The organism is Argonema galeatum A003/A1, from assembly GCF_023333595.1.
Classification (GTDB): Bacteria; Cyanobacteriota; Cyanobacteriia; order Cyanobacteriales; family Aerosakkonemataceae; genus Argonema; species Argonema galeatum.
The window spans coordinates 1-16,472 of the sequence record NZ_JAIQZM010000052.1 but is presented as its reverse complement, the minus strand read 5'-3'; the positions used below and the strand labels follow the sequence as shown (position 1 = coordinate 16,472).

Below are 16,472 nucleotides of genomic sequence, written 5' to 3'. Positions count from 1 at the left end.
GTGCTGGAGTAAAAATTTTATGCCCACATACGATTATTTTTGTCCTAGTAATAACCAAAAAATTGAAGTTCGCCACAGTATTCACGAGAAAATCATCACCTGGGGTGAGTTATGCAAGTTAGCTGAATGCGACGCAGGCAACACCCCTCCTGATGCCCCCGTGCAGCGGTTGATAACTGCGCCTTGCTTGTTAGTACCAACGTCCGATAACGATTACAAAAGTGCGGGGTTAACAAAGCTGGTGAAGCGAGACTCTGGGGTTTACGAAAATGTCACTGCCAAGGATGGAGAAAGCCGTATTGTTACGCCCTAGTTCAGCTAGCAACCCAAGTTGCTAGTTATGAAGTTAGGCGTTTTCGATCCCCCTAAATCCCCCTTAAAAAGGGGGACTTTGAGATCCGATCCCCCCCTTAAAAAGGGGGGTTAGGGGGGATCGATTGTAACTAGCAACTTGCGTTAGTATTTGTGGCTCTATCAAGGCAGGATAAACTAGGAACAATAAATATAGTGTTTCCTGATAAAATATTTTCAACGCATCTAGTCAAATAGAAACTTTGAATTGAAGAATACAGAGCTAAAAGGACGTGAGAATCCATCGCGGGCGCGGGATCACTTGGCAAACGAGCGCACCTATCTGGCATGGATGCGTACTTCGATCGCGCTCATGGGTTTTGGCGTCGTCATCGTGCGGCTTCGAGCTTTCCACCCTCCCCTTGTCCCTCATCCGGGTAATGGCTGGAAGTTGGGTTTGCTGTTCTCCATTATTGGCCTAGTCACGGTTTTAATCTCAACACTGTATTATTTCGTCGTCCGTTATGCGATCGATGATGGCAACTACGAACCTTCAACCCGTCGCGTACTCTTCTTTAGCCTTGCCATTACGCTGTTGGGAGCCGGAGTCATTTATTTTCTTTTCGCAGCTCCCCTCAGCCCATTAAGTTCAGTTGTACCTGAGTAATTTCAGCAAACAGCAATATTTATTGCCTATTTATCAGGAATATGCGTAAAGAGGAAAAGTCTTTGCCCGTTTAGGTTTGACATAAACTTCCTGTTCTGGTTCCAGCTGCAACTGGTTAAAAAGCTCTCTGGTGAGATTTGCCGTCACTAGCTGACCATCCCTCAGACTCAACTCAACAATAACTTCCCAACCTAGATGCACAATGCGATCGATCTTAGCTTGGGCGGCAGTTTCTTCAGGATTAATCAGAATCGTGATATCGTGAGGACGCAGAAACACATGAGAATTTGTAGATTCCAAGTGATTAAGGCCAAAAATACCAGTGCTATTCGGTAACACATTCACAGGGCCAAAGAAACTCATCACAAACGGGGTTGCTGGGCGATCGTAAACATCTGGGGGAGTGCCTACCTGTTCCACCCGACCTTTGTTAAACACCACAATTTCATCGGCGAGTTCCATTGCTTCTTCCTGATCGTGGGTAACAAACACGGTGGTGACGTTAACTCGTTCGTGCAGGTGTCGCAGGGAAGCTCGCAGTTCTTTGCGAACTTTGGCATCCAAAGCCCCAAAAGGCTCATCCAACAGAAGTACCTGGGGATCTACCGCCAAGGTTCTCGCCAAGGCGACCCGTTGTCGCTGTCCGCCAGAAAGCTGAGATGGATAGCGATCGGCCAAACCCCTCAACTGCACTAAGTCTAAAAGTTCGTCTACCCGTTCTCGGAGATAATTTGCGCGTGCTTTGCGTAACTCCAGACCAAAACCAATGTTCTGGCGGACAGTCATGTGCTTGAACAGGGCATAGTGCTGAAACACAAAGCCAATACCCCGCGATTGCACGCTTTCGGCGGTCACTTCGCGATCGCCAATCCAGATTCTGCCACTATCTGGGGCTTCGAGGCCCGCAATTAGCCGCAGTAACGTGGATTTCCCCGATCCAGAAGGCCCCAACAATGCCACCAGCGTGCCACTTTTAATCTCCAAATTGACCGACTCAACTGCCTGAAACGAGCCAAATCTTTTCGATACGTTCTCTATCAGAATGCTCATAATTGCCCTTTACCCTGAATTTTCCTTTAGTGAGGGTTGACTTTGTGAAAAACCACATTTGGTGGAACGGCTTTCTGTAATCTACGGTTACTCGCTCAACTTACAGTACTTTTTACCATAGATCTAGATATACCACTGATTTTGGTGAGATTTCTTGACATTTGTCAGGCTGAGTTTGTTTTCGATCGCGCCCCGGAATACTGGTATTGCAAGCGCTCTGGACTCTGGATTGTAAACTTTACAAATCTTAATCTACATATACTCTATCGGAATTAAGTAGTTATTGGTAGAATGCCTTTGAGATGCAATTTTTCTAGGCTTGAGATTTCTGCCAAGTCATACTAAGACCCATCCAACCCACTGGAGTCAACAATGGCCAGACTGCAACTTGAAGACAGTACCATTTACACAAATATCGGCGATATCGCAGAGGAACTTGCACCCCTGAATATCGAGATCAGACGCTTGCCCTTAAAGAAGCCCCATACTACTGAGTTACTAGCGCAGGACATTCTTACCCTGAGTCAAAAGGAGCAAATATTAGCTGCTGCTGACGACTACTTTGAGGAATTCAAGCATACTGCTGGCTATCAATGGCGCGAATTGACGGTGTTGCACCCTGGTTCGCCCTATCTCTACGCACTAATAACCCAATTCGATCGCTGCCACACCCATGCAGACGACGAAGCCCTCTACATACTCGCCGGAGAGTGCATCTTCGGTTTCGTACTACCTGATGGCAGCCAAATGGAATTAATAGTCGAAGCCCAAGAGTATATCAACGTTCCATCTGGCCTTGAACATTGGTTCCGTCCCACAGGGTCACTTCATCTCAAAGCAGTGCGCTACTTCACCACCGTAGGCGGCTGGATGCCTCAATACACCGACACTGAAATTTATTTCCGCAAAGCTATGGCTAGGAAATATCCCGGCAAGTGTTCTTGACTTGAATCATTACGTAGAACATCGGTTCGCGAGTTATAAGTAGATGCCTTTAAGCCATTTTTCAGTCGCAATTTATAGTCTGTCTTCATTCTTTCAACCCAGGAATAATTAGCAATGACCCCCTTTACTCCCACAACAAATGGTGCTTATGTGATTACGCGACGTAAATTTGCACGAGGTTCGCTACTTGTTTTAAATCAAGATTACCTATGGCAAATTGAATCTGGGGTTGTTCGCACCATGACATGGCGGGAAGATGGAACCTGTATCACTTTTGGGTTGTGGGGGCCAGGAGATCTTGTTGGTAGAGCTATATCAAAAGCCGATCCCTATCAAATTGAATGCTTAAGCGATCTAGAGGCAACATTATTGCCTGCGAGTAGGTGGTATCAAGCCACTGATGCTATGCTCCTGCATATGCAGCGATTAGGAGAATTTTTGGAAATTGTACATAGCAAACCTATTGAAACCTCACTTCTACTGCTGATAAGTTGGCTGGGCAAAAGATTTGGGCGGGAGGTTGAGCAAGGACAAATCATCGATCTGCGCTTAACCCATCAGCAAATGGCTGAAATTGTGGGATCGAGTAGAGTTACTGTCACCCGAATTCTCAATAATTTTGAAAAGCAGGGAATTATTGAGCGCGTTCATCGCAAATTGGTTGTGGTGCAAGAGCCGTCCCTCTGGCATTATGAAATTTAGGCGCTCCAACACTTGTGGTGGAAAATGCCCGCGATCGCAAGCATTTGAGCAAATTAATCAGTTTTACCGATCGCGTTAAGTACGGCAGAGTCTGATTGTAGGGGCGGGTAATGCCCTAGATATTGTCTGTTCGACAGAAAGGTTATCTGCCAAACCCGCCCCTACCATACAATACTTATGCAACCGGACACGATGTGAGTTAAAAAATCTTGCTGTAACATCACTGTTAAGACTTACGCACTGTCATAAAAGAAACCGGGTTTGAAGTAGGGACACGGCATAGATAAGATTTCTCTTTCACAACAAACAAGACTTTTGATGCCGTGTCCCTACGTAGCCATCGCTGAAACGACGTATTCGCGCTGCATATTGCCGGTTTCTGCGTAAGTTTGATTAAAATAAGTGATATTACTACCTATAATAAATTTTATGGCGTTAATACTCCCCTGGTATGCGATCGCTCTAGGTCTTGGCGGCTTGATTGCTGGATGCTTAGCAGGGCTTTTGGGCATTGGTGGCGGGATTTTGCTAGTCCCTCTGATGGTGAGTCTGGGTTTGGCACCCATCCAAGGTGTAGCGACCAGTAGCTTCGCCATGCTGTTCATATCCATCTCCGGTAGCTGGCAAAACTGGCGGATGGGCAACTTGAACTTCCAGAAGGTAGCTATTTTGGGGCTTCCTTCGTTGGTGACTGCACAACTGGGAGTTTATTTGCTAAAACATATTCCAGGCTATTTACTAATGAGTGCCTTCGGTTGCTTATTAGTGGCGAATATTTTTGTGATTAAACTTCAGGGAAGCCTCAGTCAAAGGGAGGATACGAGGACAGATCGAAAAGAAACTTGGCTATTAAATCTGGGGCGGATTTTTACTGGTAGCGCAGCAGGTTTATTGGCTGGTTTATTTGGCATTGGTGGCGGGATTATTATGGTTCCTCTGCAAATTCTGCTGTTAGGAGAACCGATGAATATTGCTGCACCAACGAGTTTGGGAGTGGTTGTACTCTCGGCATCGTCAGCTTTCACAGGTCATGCTTTGAAAGGAAATGTTCTGTATCCAGTGGGAATTCTGTTGGGAATTGCTGGTGCGATCGGTGTGCAAATAGGGACGCGGTTGCTGCCAAAAATACCCGCTATAGTTCCAAGATTGGCTTTTCGCACTATTTTGACAATTCTACCAATTTATATTTTCTGGCAAACAAGGATTAGCAGCCTTAAACAACCGATCGCAGAAAAACTAAAGGCCGATCGCAAAAATCCTGAACCTCTAGTAGTTATTTATACAATTACACACCAAAAGCAGTTCGGTACTGTTTCATTGAAGCCAAACGGCTACCGACTTAGCTCCACTTTATACAAAGCCGCCTAATGCAGAGTGTTAAGCGCGATCGCACAAACAAGCCAAAATCTGAATCTGTAGAGGTGCGATCGCCTGTAGCGTTTAAATTAGAGAGAGGCTGACACTTCTAAAGTCAGCCTTCCTTGGGGAAAATCTACCACTAACCGCTGCATTTTCAACCATTGCAACCCCAACAATATTTCTGGAACTCCAGATCTGACATGAACGGGAATAATGTACTCTTGCTCGTCAATTATCACCCTTCCTTCATAAATAGCAAAAAACGCTTCGCCAGAAGCAGTCCGCATGGGGTGTGCAGCTTCCATCAAAGTCCAACCTAATGCCTCGATATCTTGGATATCCAGTGCTAACCATCCAGTTGTAAAACCCGTATCCAATAGCGCCTCCACTGGGAGATTTTCTTCGGAAACGGCGATTAATTCAATTTCAAAAAATAGCTCTCCAATTTCGCCAAATCTCCCCCGCATTATATCAGACCGCAGGCTCCAGTTTCATTAATCCGAAACGTGCCGAGCATCTTTTGGGGATACTTTTGACGGGCTTTTTGATAAGCCTTCATTTCATCCGGGTCAATGAAATAATCCCCGCTTTCAGGCTCGATCATCATAAACCAGTTGTAATGGTTTTCGATTAATTCGGGACAGACTTTTTGCCAAATGACTTTACAGCGTTGTCCGAAGCTATCTATTTCGGCTTGGCGTTTTGCTAGCTGTTCGGGAGGAAGATTATATTCGGGAAAAACTCTTCCCCGACGGTGAAGAGGATGGGTTATCGGTTGAATCATCTTTTTTTTGCTTTATTTCGGCTAATAACTTTTAATTTACATTATACCAAATCCGGGTTGGTTACCCACTTTAATTTTTGGCCTAAACATTGTAGAGACGTTTCATGAAACGTCTCTACAGCCTATAGACATAACGGGGGTAATCGTTGCGGATTTGGTATTATAGGATAGCCTTTTCAGGCTGAACGCAAAGGAGAAATACTCCCCTCTGCGTTGACAGGGAGAGGTTGGGATGGGGTTAAAATCTCCCACCTTAAGCCAGTAACTTTTAAGCCAAAGCATTCTCCAAATCTTCTTTCAAATCCTTCTGATTCTCAATTCCAACCGAAAGACGTACCAAATTATTTTTAATTCCCCGTTTCAGCCTTTCCTCTTCCGGGATAGAACCGTGCGTCATTTTCGCCGGATAGCAAACCAGCGATTCCACGCCTCCCAAACTTTCTGCTAGTAAAAATAACTTCAACCGCGCCACAAATTCCTCAACAGCAGCAAATCCGCCTTTTAATTCCAAACTGATCATCCCGCCAAAACCGTACATTTGTTGTTTGGCAAGTTGATATTGTGCGTGACTTGGCAAACCGGGATAATAAATGCGATCGATCTTTGGATGCTTCTCCAAAAACTGCGCCAAAAACAAAGCATTTTTCTCATGTTCTCGCATCCGCACCGCCAAAGTTTTAATTCCCCGCATCACTAACCAACTATCAAAGGGACTTGGTACAGCACCGATCGCATTTTGGTAAAATTTCAATTGTTGATATAGTTCTTCGTTAGAAGTAACAACACCACCGCCAATGATATCGCTGTGTCCACCCAAATATTTGGTCGTACTGTGAACAACAATATCCGCGCCTAATTCCAGCGGTCTTTGAAAATAGGGACTGGCAAAAGTATTATCCACAACTAAAATCAGGTTGTGCCGCCGTGCAACTTCTGATATAATTTTAATATCGACAATTTTTAACAGGGGATTCGTGGGTGTTTCAATCCAAATCAGCTTTGTATTTGGTTGAATTGCCTTTTCAAAATCGTTTAAATCGTCAACATCTGCGTAACTTGTGGTAATACCCCAATTTTTAATTACCCTCTCCAGAACTCTATAGGTTCCACCATATAAATCGTCTCCGACGATAACATTATCGCCGTTTTTCAGCAGACTCAAAACCGTGGTTGTCGCTGCAACTCCGGAAGCAAAAGCCAAACCGTATTTCGCCCCTTCAATGGAAGCCAAAGCTTGTTCTAACGCGGTTCGGGTCGGGTTTCCCGTGCGAGAATATTCATAACCCTTATGTTGACCGATCGCTTCCTGTTCATAGGTCGAAGTCATGTAAATTGGTACAATCGCAGCACCCGTGACCGGATCGGGTGCTTGACCCTCATGGATAGCCCTAGTTTCAAATTCCATCATTCCTCCGTTTGACCGATCCAATATTTGATTAAATCGGCTCTCGTGATTAATCCTACAGGAACTTCTTCCCGTTTTATTATAATACCAGTAGTTCCAGACAAAAGCACCCGATAAGCTTCTGACATATCCACATCTTCGTCAAGAATGGGTAAACCTTTACCCATCACCGCCGAAACTTCCTGGTTAGCAAAGTTTATCCCCTCATGCAGGAGTTTCATCAAAGATGCTTCATTTAAACTTCCCACCACATCATTATTATCAATTACCGGCACTTGCGATATATTGTGTTTTCGCAGAAGTTTAATTGCTTGCATCAGCTTATCTCTTGGACTCACAGAAATGAGCGATGGAAAATCTTTCTTCTGGGTAAGTATCTCGCCGATTTTGATAGATTTTACCGTTTTACCTTCCCAGAACCCATTTTCCTGCATCCACGAATCAGAATAAATTTTATTGATGTAATTTCTGCCTGTATCCGGCAAAAGCACTACAATATGTTTGGGTTCCGACAATCTAGCCGCGTACTTTAAAGCCGCTGCTACCGCTGTTCCGCAAGAACCTCCCACCAGCAAACCTTCCTCTAACGCCAAACGTCTAGTCATATTAAAAGACTCTTTATCGCTGACTCTCACCATTTCATCTACGATTTGGCGGTTAAAAGTTTTGGGAATAAAATCTTCGCCTATTCCCTCTACTTTGTAAGACTTGGGGCTATCTCCGGAAAGGATAGAACCTTCCGGATCTGCACCTACAATGACAATATTAGGGTTTTGCTCTTTGAGGTATTTTGCAACGCCGGAAATAGTGCCGCCAGTACCCATACCAGCTACAAAAACGTCAACTTTACCGTTGCTATCTGCCCAAATTTCTGGGCCTGTCGTTAAATAGTGAGCTAAAGGATTATTAGGGTTTTCAAACTGATTTGGTCTGTAAGCTCCAGGGATTTCTTTAGCAAGTCTGTCGGCTACGCCATTGTAACTTTCTGGAGAGTCAGGGGCAACAGATGTAGGAGTAATTACAACTTCTGCACCGTAAGCTTTGAGCAAGTTAATTTTGTCCAGACTCATTTTATCGGGCATTACAAATATGCACCGATATTTTTTGATAGCAGCAACCAGGGCTAAACCTACACCAGTATTACCTGCTGTCGCCTCAATAATTGTGCCTCCAGGTTGCAACAAACCTTGTTTTTCTGCGGCTTCAATCATGGCAAGACCGATTCTATCTTTGGTGCTGCCGCCGGGATTGAGGTATTCTACTTTTGCGTAGATTGTTGATTCAATATCTTGGGTAACTCTGTTGAGTTTAATTAGGGGGGTTCTGCCGATCGCTTCCAGAATGTTATTGTAAGTTGCCATGAGCCACCTGCGGAAAATATCTCTATCATACCATGTTTCACTTCACCCGTGTTTTTGTTATGCCGCTGTCGCTAATCAGCCTCGATCGTCCTCAAGAACTCTTCGACTTTAACCACTCCTATGCCGCGAAATGGATGCAATACAAGTAAATCTTTATCTCCACTGATGATATACTGAGCTTCTCCGCTCAAGGCCAATTCTAGAACTTTATCATCTTTCGGATCGCGGCATTCTTGCACGTTCTCTACTATTTCAATTAGAACCGATCGCTCCACTATAGCTTCTAAAAACTCCTCTCGTTCTTCGCTTGTCACGTATCGATTGAATCTTTCGCGCCCTAGTACTTCATTCAATTCTTCCAACAAATTAAGCGATAGCAATACTTCTCCATTTGCTAAAGCGTATCTAAGGGCTTGAGCAGGCTTTCCATTCTCAAACAAGAGCGCACTAATAATGACGTTTGTATCAAAAACGTAGCGCATTTTACTGGTCATTGAGAATTGAGTCCAAAATTTCTGGGGTTAATCCTCGTACTCGAGCCTTTCGGCTAATTTCACTCATAACCTCTTCTAGCGTTTTTTTATTCCGAGTTGCTTCGCTAAGTTTGAGACTCAGCAGTACTTCAAGTTTACGGCGTTGTTCTTCAGATGCCGTTTCAAAAATACGGGCAACTTCAGCATTGACACGAATTGTAATAGTTTTAGTTTCCATCAGTCACCTCTTAAAAATACCTCTATCTTACCATACTTTACTTGTTTCAGCCGAATGACTTTAGGCGATCGCTTTCCTCGGTATCTTGTCTGAGTTCTGGCGAGCGAAATCCCAACACGATCCGATTCTTCGGTATCCCCGCGCTGATCAGTTCTGTCCCGACTCCTTCCTCAGTTCCATCCCGTTGAATCCAAATTTTACCATCAATAATATCCACATGAATCAGACACCCATGCACTCGTCTGGTTGCTGCGTAAGGACGATCGCACTTTCCTAAAAAAAGCGATCGCCCTCTCTCTCTTTTAACTATCAGCGGTTTTATTTCCGGTTTTTTCATCGACTATCCGCTTGAATAATTCAAACTGTTCTTGTTCCTCCTCTTTGTTCTTTGGCGGATGGAACCAGATTGCTTCAGAGTCAGGACTGCGGCGACTATATAAAACATTCAAAACTTCATCAATATCTTTATCGCCACGATGCGCGATCGCATACTCTCTCAATTCTTTTCCAGACATTTTTTCAAAATTCGGTCGCATTTAAAAACCTCCAGACTCCGTTAGGGGGTACGACAACTTGAAGTTCTTCACTGGCAAAAATGAATACAATTCCGGTTTGCGGATTAAAACGGAATAGTTCAATGTTCCGGTAGCCGTTGGACAACATCTGACAGACTCGCAGACAGGCTTGAGCTTGTTCGTCGGTTGGGTTGATGGCTGTTTCCTCAATTGTGACATACAAATTAGAATACTACAAAGTAAAGACGATCGCACGCAGAACATTTGTAGGGGCAATTCATGAATTCCCCCTACAAATGTTCTGCGTGCAAAATTAAATGCGTAATTCTTAATAAAACGGATCGCCCTCTCTCTATTTTAACTATCAGCGGTTTTATTTCCGGTCTTTTCATCCACTATCCGCTTGAATAATTCAAATTGTTCTTCTTCTTCTTCTTTTGTCTTTGGCGGGTGAAATATAATCGTTTCTGCATCTGGTTTACGGCGACTGAAAAGCACGCGCAAAGCCTCAAGATCGTCATCGCCGCCGCGATGTGCAAGTGCATAAGCTTTCAGTTCTGCATTAGTCATTGCTTCAAAGTTCGGTTTCATAGAAAATACCAAAGTCCATTAGGAGGTACAATTATTTGCAATTATGGATGTACTCTGTTAACACCTGATTAATCAACTCTTGAGCCCCTTGTTCACCCGCTTTTGTCTCGAAGTATTCCAAGATGAAGGCATCCAGCAGCAAACTTATCTGTCGCCGATCTCGTTCAACATTCGGGCTCGCGTTTTTTGGTTTCAATTCGATCGCTTGTTCTGTCCCGTCTTCCAAGACGCGAATCAAAGATCCCTTAAATCCCCGATGTCTACCAGGTTTTGCATTGCTGAAATCATATTCTTCCAACATATCTTCTGCTTCGCTTTCATCCCGTTCAAGTTTGTGATTCATAGATTCGTCGTTCATTTTTAGTCGCTAATCTAGAACTAATAATTCGTATTATATCGACTCGTTCAATGTAAGTGACAACCAACAAGCGCCCACTGCTTGATATGCCTACAATCTTAAACCGATCTTCCTCGTCAGAGTGAGCTTCATCGTAATCCTCAAGATAGAGGGGATCGTAGAAAACAGTTGCCGCCTCATCAAAGGAAACCCCATGCTTTTTGATATTAAATTGTGCTTTTTGCTCGTCCCATTCAAACCGTAATGAATCCATGCACTCTATATCTGTAACATAATACAAACATTTTCCACCATAAACCCGAAAGACCCGAAAATACCAGACTCTCCTGTGCCAGCAGAGATCGTGTAAAATGTATGTGTATGTATTTTAGTCCTATCGCCTACTGGCATCACGTTATGAATGAGGCACGCGCCCAAGCTTACGCCAATCTGATTCAACAACTCCTGACTTGCCCCAACGGTGAGGAACCAGAGATTTTACAGGCCAATTCAGAATTGATTGATGGTGAGTTTCTCCAAGTTTGCCAGATAATAGCAGAAAACTTGGCAGGGGAAGGCCAGGAAAATGCTGCTAACTTCCTACGAAATATGGCAAGTCAGTTAGCTACATATCTAGGATCGACATCATTAAATAGGACTGATTCATCACTGGCAAATAGTGACTCACAACTTAGCTTTCTATTCCAGGTATTACAGGCAACAAGCGAGAGTGATGTAAATCCGCGAGTTGTTTACCCACTATTACAAGCAAACTTAGATAAATTAAATGATAACTTTGCTCAAGTTTTAAAGGATTGGTCAACAGAAAATCCGCCAGATCAAAGTAGGACGATTGATATTTTAAATTTTAGTAACTTAATTCAGCAGTTCCCATTAGGTAGCAAAGCTAGCAACATGGAAATTGCCATCGCAGGTTATGAAATTGGAATCAGAGTTTTTAACCGTAATAACTATCCCGAAAATTGGGCAAAAATCCAAAATAATCTGGCTGCTGCCTACTATTCCAGAATCAGGGGAGAGAGGGCAGAGAATATCGAAAAAGCGATCGAATATTACACCGCCGCACTCACTGTTTACACCCGCGATGCCTTTCCCGAAAATTGGGCAACGACGCAAAATAATCTGGCAACTGCCTACTCTGACAGAATCAGGGGAGAGAGGGCAGAGAATATCGAAAAAGCGATCGAATATTACACCGCCGCACTCACCGTTCGCACCCCCGATGCCTTTCCCCAAGATTGGGCGTTAACTCAAGAAAATCTTGCCTATGTTTACATTGACCTAAAAGATAACGTAGCTGCAATTAAGCATTTCCGCTCTGCTTTAGAAATTTTGACTCATTCAGCATTTCCTTTAAAATGCCTGAAAGCAGGACGCAACCTCGGCAACCTCGCTTTTGAACTCCAAGACTGGAATAACGCCATCTACGGCTACGAAAACGCCATTGCAGCCGTCGAACAAAGTCGCGAGTGGGCAACCTCCCAACGCAGCAAGCGGGAAATCCTCCAAGATGCCCTCGATGTTTACGAAAAAATGGTGCAAGCCTGCATCAATGCGGAACGCTACGACACCGCCCTCCTCACCGTCGAACGCAGCAAATCTCGCACCCTCATCGAACTCCTCGACAGCGCCAACCTCTACCCCAAAAACGCCACTGCAGACCAAAAACAACGCCTCAGCCGCTTCCGCCGCCAAATCACCGACTTGCAGCAACAACTCGACACCACCCAACCCACCGACGCCACCGACGAACGCACAGATACCGAGACGCGAGGACAGGGAAACATCCCCACGCCACAACCAACTTCCCCAGCGACCGACAACCTCAAAACCGAATTGCAAAACCTGCAACAGCAACTCGACCAACTCCTCACCGAAATCGGCGACCCCGACTTCACCCTCACCCAAAAAGTCATTCCCCAACTCCCCGACTTCACCCAACTCCTCGACACCGAAACCGCCCTCATCGAGTGGTATCTTCCCCCCAACCCGGAAAATGGGTTTTATGTCTTTCTCGTCACCATTCCCGCCGAAGATCCCCCTAAATCCCCCTTAGAAAGGGGGACTTTGATTGACGATTCCATTCCTCCCCTTTTTAAGGGGGGGCAAGGGGGGGATCGAATCCAAATTCAACACCTCGCCTTCTCTGGCGAAGACCGCCAACAACTCGACATCCACATCGCCACTTACCGCAGCGACTACAGCCAATTTACCTGGCAAGAAGCCCTCCGTCCGCGCCTAGAAGCGATTTCCCAATCTCTGCAACTCAACTCAATCCGCGCTAAACTGCCCGAAACCATCCAAAAACTGATCCTAGTTCCCCACCTCGACTTACACCTCATCCCCCTCCACGCCTTATCGGTGGAAGGCAAAATCCTGCAAGACTGCTACCCCAACGGCATTCAATACGCGCCTAGCTGCCAATTTCTAGAACGCCTCCACCAACGCCAGCGCAACTCTCCCAATAAACCTCCCCTGTTCGCCATCCAAAACCCCACCGAAGACCTGAACTACACCGAAATTGAAGTTGAAACGATTTCTCGCCAATTCGACCCAGACACGCACATCCTCAAGCGCCGCCAAGCTACCAAAATCGCCCTTAATTCCCCAGAAACTCTCGCCAAATTAAGTCGCGCTTACTACGCCCATTTCTCCTGTCACGGCAGTTTTAACCCAAATTATCCCCTCAACTCCGCCCTAGTTTTAGCCACAGAAACCGCAATCGCAGACCCACAGCCAGCGGCAGAAACGGCGGACAGCGAAAAAGAAAAAAGATATGTTACCATCCGTGACGGTCGGCGCTTCGATACCACCACCCAAGGACTCACCCTCAGAGAAATCTTTGCCAATCTCGATTTACCCGTCTGTCGCCTCGTCACCCTTTCTGCGTGCGAAACTGGATTGGTAGATACCGCCCTCACCGATGAATATATCGGTTTAGCTAGCGGTTTCCTCTATGCTGGCGCTACCAATGTGGTCAGCAGTTTGTGGTCGGTCAGCGATTTGGCTACCGCTTTTCTGATGATTCGCTTTTATCTAGAATTGGCGAAAAAACCCAGCCTTAGCGTTGCTGTCGCCCTCAAAAAAGCTCAAAACTGGCTGCGGAATTTGTCCAGGGAAGACTTTCTCAAGGAACTGGATACCTTAAAATTGGATGAAGAACGCCGGAAAGGAATCGATCGATGGTTAATATCAAATGGTGATGAACCTTTCCCTTTTGAAGATCCCGCTTATTGGGCGGCTTTCTGTGCGATCGGACTTTAAGAACTTTCAGGGCAAATCAATTTATGGATTCTAACAAAACTCTTCTAGCTTTTCTAGAACTGCTGGAAAATAATTTTTCTCCTTTGCCTCAAGCCATGCAAGACTTACCTATCCTTAATGAAAGTCTAGCTAAATTGCCAGATGATAAAATTGAACAAGCCGTCGATCTTATTATTGGTTGGTGCGGCAAACGTCAACCGTTAGGAAAAATTCTTAACGATCCTTGCCGACAAATAAAACTCGAACATTCGATCGATCCACTTCCTGACAATTTAGACAATACTTTTCGAGAAGTTAGAAAAACAGTTCAGGAAAAAGTTGATGCCCTAAAAAAAGCACGGGATGAAAAAAATGGGTGAGCGAATTTCCGAACCGAATATTTACTTGTTTGCTTTTCATTTGACTGAGGGTTTCAACGCGACGGGAAAGGCAAACAATCTCGATTTGGTTAAGGATAGATTTCTGAAAATTCTAAAAGAATTTCAGGTAAAGTCGCTACCAGATTTACACGCACCAACAAATTATTCTATCCCGATCGAAGGCGAAGTTTATTTAGAAGAAAATCCCCACAATCCAGACATCGATCCATTAATTGTTAAAGGTTTTGTTCATCCTCTCGATCTTCGCGATAGTTACGCTTTTGGTTTAAACATCGGTTGTCCAGAACCAACCCCTAGTGACAAATATCAAGACATAGACATCACCCAGCTTGAAAAATTTCACCCCAACTGCTTCCTGCCAAATTTTGTCGAAAGTTCTCTAGGGCAAACTTTACTAATTACAGCAAAATTAACTATAGCACAGAAGCAGAAAGGCGATCGGTTTATCCGAGACTTAGCCGATAAGTGCGTTAAAAATTTCATCCCATCAGCATATCCTAACACTCTAAGGCTCGATCGCTACGGCGAACTCTTCGGTAGTCCGATTTTTGAATACGGTAATCCTAACCAACCAGATAGTTACATTCATGTCATTGTTTGGTTATTTTCTGACCCAGAAACCGAAACCAAATTTGGAGAGTGTTATCAAGATTTTTTGATATTATTGTTTTATCGCAATAAAATTATTCAATCTTATAAAAATAGCCGAGATGTTAAAATTGCAATTGCTGATGATTACCAAAAAATCGAAGAACAAATTGATAAAATCAATGGGTTGTCCTCAGAGAATTTGAGCGCAGAAGAATTAAGACAATTAAAAACCCAGTTGAAAGAACTGCCTAAAATTGCACTAGAATACGCTCAAATGCTGCGAGATTTAGAAGATTACCGCCACACGATCGCGTTAAACGATCGAAATTACTTAGATACTATTGACAGAGTGGTAGAAAAAATCACATTAAACTATCAAGATGCTTTAAATAAGCAACCGATATTTTTAACACAATTCAGTCAAAAAAATAGCAGCTATTTTCAAGAACAAATCCAAGGAAAATTAGGCTATTTCGTGCATGGTTCTGGCTTATTAGATAAAGCGATCGCATCGATCAGAGGAATTGTAGAGATCGAACAAGCAGAGATCGATCGCAACTTGCAAACCACAATCGCCGTAGTAGGCGCAGGGATAGGCGTAGCCGGGGTAGTAGCAACTAGCGCCCCATACTGGATTGATCAGAAACCGGGAGTAATAAACATTAATAAACCATTCAGTTTTAGCGCCTTTGCTACCTTCATATTAATTATCGTTATCAGCTTAGGTTCTGGCTTACTTACCTGGAAAGTTGCTACTAATTTAATAAACCGAAAACCCACTAATAAAAAAATGAAGCCGCAAAGCGAATCAACCAAAAATTAAGTTAGCTTACTCCCTTCCCAAAGTCCAGAAGTAGCAATTCCTCAAGAAGATGAAGAAGCGCGATCACCCTCCTAATTCCCCTTTTTAACCAATGGAAGAAATCTTAGAACTAAAACAACTTTTACTCCAAGGCGATATCAAAGGCGCTCTAGTCATTGCCGAAGAAATTGCAGAAATGAGTAAAAAAGATATCATCAACAACATTTATAGTTTTGCAGTAGTTCTGCTATTGCATCTAATCAAACAAAAAGTAGAAAACAGGACAACTCGCTCTTGGGATACTTCAATTAGAAATTCAGTTAGAAACATAAAGCGGCTCAATAAACGTCTCAAATCTAACGGATTCTATCTGAATTTAGAAGAATTAGAAGAAACTCTCATTGAAGCATATTATTCTGCTCTTGATGATGCTGCTTTAGAAACTCTTGAAGGCATTTATGAAGCGCGACAACTAAAAACAATGGTTAAAGAAGATGACATTATAGCTAGTGCCTTAGCTTTGATTACTTCTACCGAATCTACTGAAAAACCTCAATAAATTAGCTATGAAAAAGCCCCAGGACAAGGTGCTGATATGTCATCTCTTCCCCAGCAAGCAGAAAAAGAGCGATCGCACATTTCTAAAAAAGGTACGTAGTTGCGCGTTAGGGCTAGATTGTGCGCTAAAGCGCACCT

The 16,472-nt window shown here is 44.0% G+C and carries 22 protein-coding genes; 9 read left to right on the top strand and 13 right to left on the bottom strand.

The window, feature by feature from the left end:
• The first annotated feature begins 19 nt into the window (after nucleotides 1–19).
• Together LAY41_RS29735 and LAY41_RS29730 are read left to right on the top strand one after the other, a co-directional pair.
• Nucleotides 20–313: an FmdB family zinc ribbon protein gene (locus LAY41_RS29735; protein ID WP_249105978.1), complete on the top strand. Its 294-nt coding sequence runs from the start codon at nucleotides 20–22 to the stop codon at nucleotides 311–313.
• A 246-nt stretch (nucleotides 314–559) separates the two neighbouring features.
• Nucleotides 560–958, top strand: coding sequence for a YidH family protein (locus LAY41_RS29730; RefSeq protein ID WP_249105976.1), 399 nt, complete (start codon nucleotides 560–562; stop codon nucleotides 956–958).
• A gap of 33 nt (nucleotides 959–991) precedes the next feature.
• On the opposite strand, the gene LAY41_RS29725 is transcribed toward LAY41_RS29730, so the two are convergent.
• A complete protein-coding gene (locus LAY41_RS29725) occupies nucleotides 992–2,008 on the bottom strand; it encodes a sulfate/molybdate ABC transporter ATP-binding protein (RefSeq protein WP_249105974.1) in 1,017 nt (338 codons plus the stop codon).
• A gap of 372 nt (nucleotides 2,009–2,380) precedes the next feature.
• Here LAY41_RS29725 and LAY41_RS29720 point away from each other — a divergent pair, with 372 nt between their 5' ends.
• The 3 genes from LAY41_RS29720 (at nucleotide 2,381) to LAY41_RS29710 (ending at nucleotide 5,023) form a co-directional block, all read left to right on the top strand.
• On the top strand, nucleotides 2,381–2,953 hold the full coding sequence (locus LAY41_RS29720) for an acireductone dioxygenase (protein WP_249105971.1): 573 nt from the start codon (nucleotides 2,381–2,383) through the stop codon (nucleotides 2,951–2,953).
• Between the two features lie 114 nt (nucleotides 2,954–3,067).
• Nucleotides 3,068–3,655: a Crp/Fnr family transcriptional regulator gene (locus LAY41_RS29715; protein WP_249105968.1), complete on the top strand. Its 588-nt coding sequence runs from the start codon at nucleotides 3,068–3,070 to the stop codon at nucleotides 3,653–3,655.
• Between the two features lie 429 nt (nucleotides 3,656–4,084).
• Complete coding sequence (locus LAY41_RS29710) at nucleotides 4,085–5,023, top strand: sulfite exporter TauE/SafE family protein (RefSeq protein WP_249105965.1); 939 nt, start codon at nucleotides 4,085–4,087, stop codon at nucleotides 5,021–5,023.
• Between the two features lie 77 nt (nucleotides 5,024–5,100).
• Here LAY41_RS29710 and LAY41_RS29705 read toward each other — a convergent pair whose 3' ends face one another.
• The 12 genes from LAY41_RS29705 to LAY41_RS29650 form a co-directional block, all read right to left on the bottom strand.
• Nucleotides 5,101–5,481, bottom strand: a complete 381-nt coding sequence (locus tag LAY41_RS29705; RefSeq protein ID WP_275974472.1) for an aspartyl protease — start codon at nucleotides 5,479–5,481, stop codon at nucleotides 5,101–5,103.
• Nucleotides 5,481–5,798: a PX domain-containing protein gene (locus LAY41_RS29700; protein ID WP_249105962.1), complete on the bottom strand. Its 318-nt coding sequence runs from the start codon at nucleotides 5,796–5,798 to the stop codon at nucleotides 5,481–5,483. Before LAY41_RS29700 ends, LAY41_RS29705 begins: the two co-directional genes overlap by 1 nt.
• A 268-nt stretch (nucleotides 5,799–6,066) precedes the next feature.
• The gene (locus tag LAY41_RS29695; RefSeq protein ID WP_249105961.1) at nucleotides 6,067–7,206 is read right to left on the bottom strand and encodes a cystathionine gamma-synthase; all 1,140 of its coding nucleotides are present in this window, start codon (nucleotides 7,204–7,206) and stop codon (nucleotides 6,067–6,069) included.
• The gene (locus LAY41_RS29690) at nucleotides 7,203–8,564 is read right to left on the bottom strand and encodes a cystathionine beta-synthase (protein WP_249105958.1); all 1,362 of its coding nucleotides are present in this window, start codon (nucleotides 8,562–8,564) and stop codon (nucleotides 7,203–7,205) included. Before LAY41_RS29690 ends, LAY41_RS29695 begins: the two co-directional genes overlap by 4 nt.
• A 71-nt stretch (nucleotides 8,565–8,635) precedes the next feature.
• Nucleotides 8,636–9,058, bottom strand: a complete 423-nt coding sequence (locus tag LAY41_RS29685; RefSeq protein ID WP_249065614.1) for a putative toxin-antitoxin system toxin component, PIN family — start codon at nucleotides 9,056–9,058, stop codon at nucleotides 8,636–8,638.
• Nucleotides 9,048–9,275: a hypothetical protein gene (locus LAY41_RS29680; protein ID WP_249065615.1), complete on the bottom strand. Its 228-nt coding sequence runs from the start codon at nucleotides 9,273–9,275 to the stop codon at nucleotides 9,048–9,050. Before LAY41_RS29680 ends, LAY41_RS29685 begins: the two co-directional genes overlap by 11 nt.
• Nucleotides 9,276–9,321: 46 nt before the next feature.
• Nucleotides 9,322–9,612, bottom strand: a complete 291-nt coding sequence (locus LAY41_RS29675) for a XisI protein (RefSeq protein ID WP_249105956.1) — start codon at nucleotides 9,610–9,612, stop codon at nucleotides 9,322–9,324.
• The gene (locus LAY41_RS29670) at nucleotides 9,578–9,811 is read right to left on the bottom strand and encodes a DUF6887 family protein (protein WP_249105953.1); all 234 of its coding nucleotides are present in this window, start codon (nucleotides 9,809–9,811) and stop codon (nucleotides 9,578–9,580) included. Before LAY41_RS29670 ends, LAY41_RS29675 begins: the two co-directional genes overlap by 35 nt.
• On the bottom strand, nucleotides 9,795–10,013 hold the full coding sequence (locus LAY41_RS29665) for a DUF6888 family protein (RefSeq protein WP_249105951.1): 219 nt from the start codon (nucleotides 10,011–10,013) through the stop codon (nucleotides 9,795–9,797). Before LAY41_RS29665 ends, LAY41_RS29670 begins: the two co-directional genes overlap by 17 nt.
• Before the next feature lie 134 nt (nucleotides 10,014–10,147).
• Nucleotides 10,148–10,381, bottom strand: coding sequence for a DUF6887 family protein (locus LAY41_RS29660; RefSeq protein WP_249105949.1), 234 nt, complete (start codon nucleotides 10,379–10,381; stop codon nucleotides 10,148–10,150).
• 31 nt (nucleotides 10,382–10,412) lie between these two features.
• Nucleotides 10,413–10,724 (bottom strand): hypothetical protein, encoded by a 312-nt coding sequence (locus LAY41_RS29655; RefSeq protein ID WP_249105947.1) that lies wholly within the window; start codon nucleotides 10,722–10,724, stop codon nucleotides 10,413–10,415.
• A complete protein-coding gene (locus tag LAY41_RS29650) occupies nucleotides 10,708–10,992 on the bottom strand; it encodes a BrnT family toxin (RefSeq protein WP_249105944.1) in 285 nt (94 codons plus the stop codon). The genes LAY41_RS29655 and LAY41_RS29650 overlap by 17 nt, the downstream gene beginning before the upstream one ends.
• 107 nt (nucleotides 10,993–11,099) lie before the next feature.
• Here LAY41_RS29650 and LAY41_RS29645 point away from each other — a divergent pair, with 107 nt between their 5' ends.
• The 4 genes from LAY41_RS29645 to LAY41_RS29630 all read left to right on the top strand — a co-directional run bounded on the left by LAY41_RS29645 (nucleotide 11,100) and on the right by LAY41_RS29630 (nucleotide 16,335).
• Nucleotides 11,100–14,003, top strand: coding sequence for a CHAT domain-containing protein (locus LAY41_RS29645; protein WP_249105941.1), 2,904 nt, complete (start codon nucleotides 11,100–11,102; stop codon nucleotides 14,001–14,003).
• Nucleotides 14,004–14,026: 23 nt separating this feature from the next.
• Nucleotides 14,027–14,362 carry a hypothetical protein gene (locus LAY41_RS29640; protein ID WP_249105938.1) on the top strand — a complete coding sequence of 112 codons (336 nt, stop codon included), beginning with the start codon at nucleotides 14,027–14,029 and terminating at the stop codon, nucleotides 14,360–14,362.
• Nucleotides 14,355–15,797 carry a hypothetical protein gene (locus LAY41_RS29635; RefSeq protein WP_249105935.1) on the top strand — a complete coding sequence of 481 codons (1,443 nt, stop codon included), beginning with the start codon at nucleotides 14,355–14,357 and terminating at the stop codon, nucleotides 15,795–15,797. The genes LAY41_RS29640 and LAY41_RS29635 overlap by 8 nt, the downstream gene beginning before the upstream one ends.
• 91 nt (nucleotides 15,798–15,888) lie before the next feature.
• The gene (locus tag LAY41_RS29630; RefSeq protein WP_249105932.1) at nucleotides 15,889–16,335 is read left to right on the top strand and encodes a DUF29 family protein; all 447 of its coding nucleotides are present in this window, start codon (nucleotides 15,889–15,891) and stop codon (nucleotides 16,333–16,335) included.
• The last annotated feature ends 137 nt before the right edge of the window (nucleotides 16,336–16,472 follow it).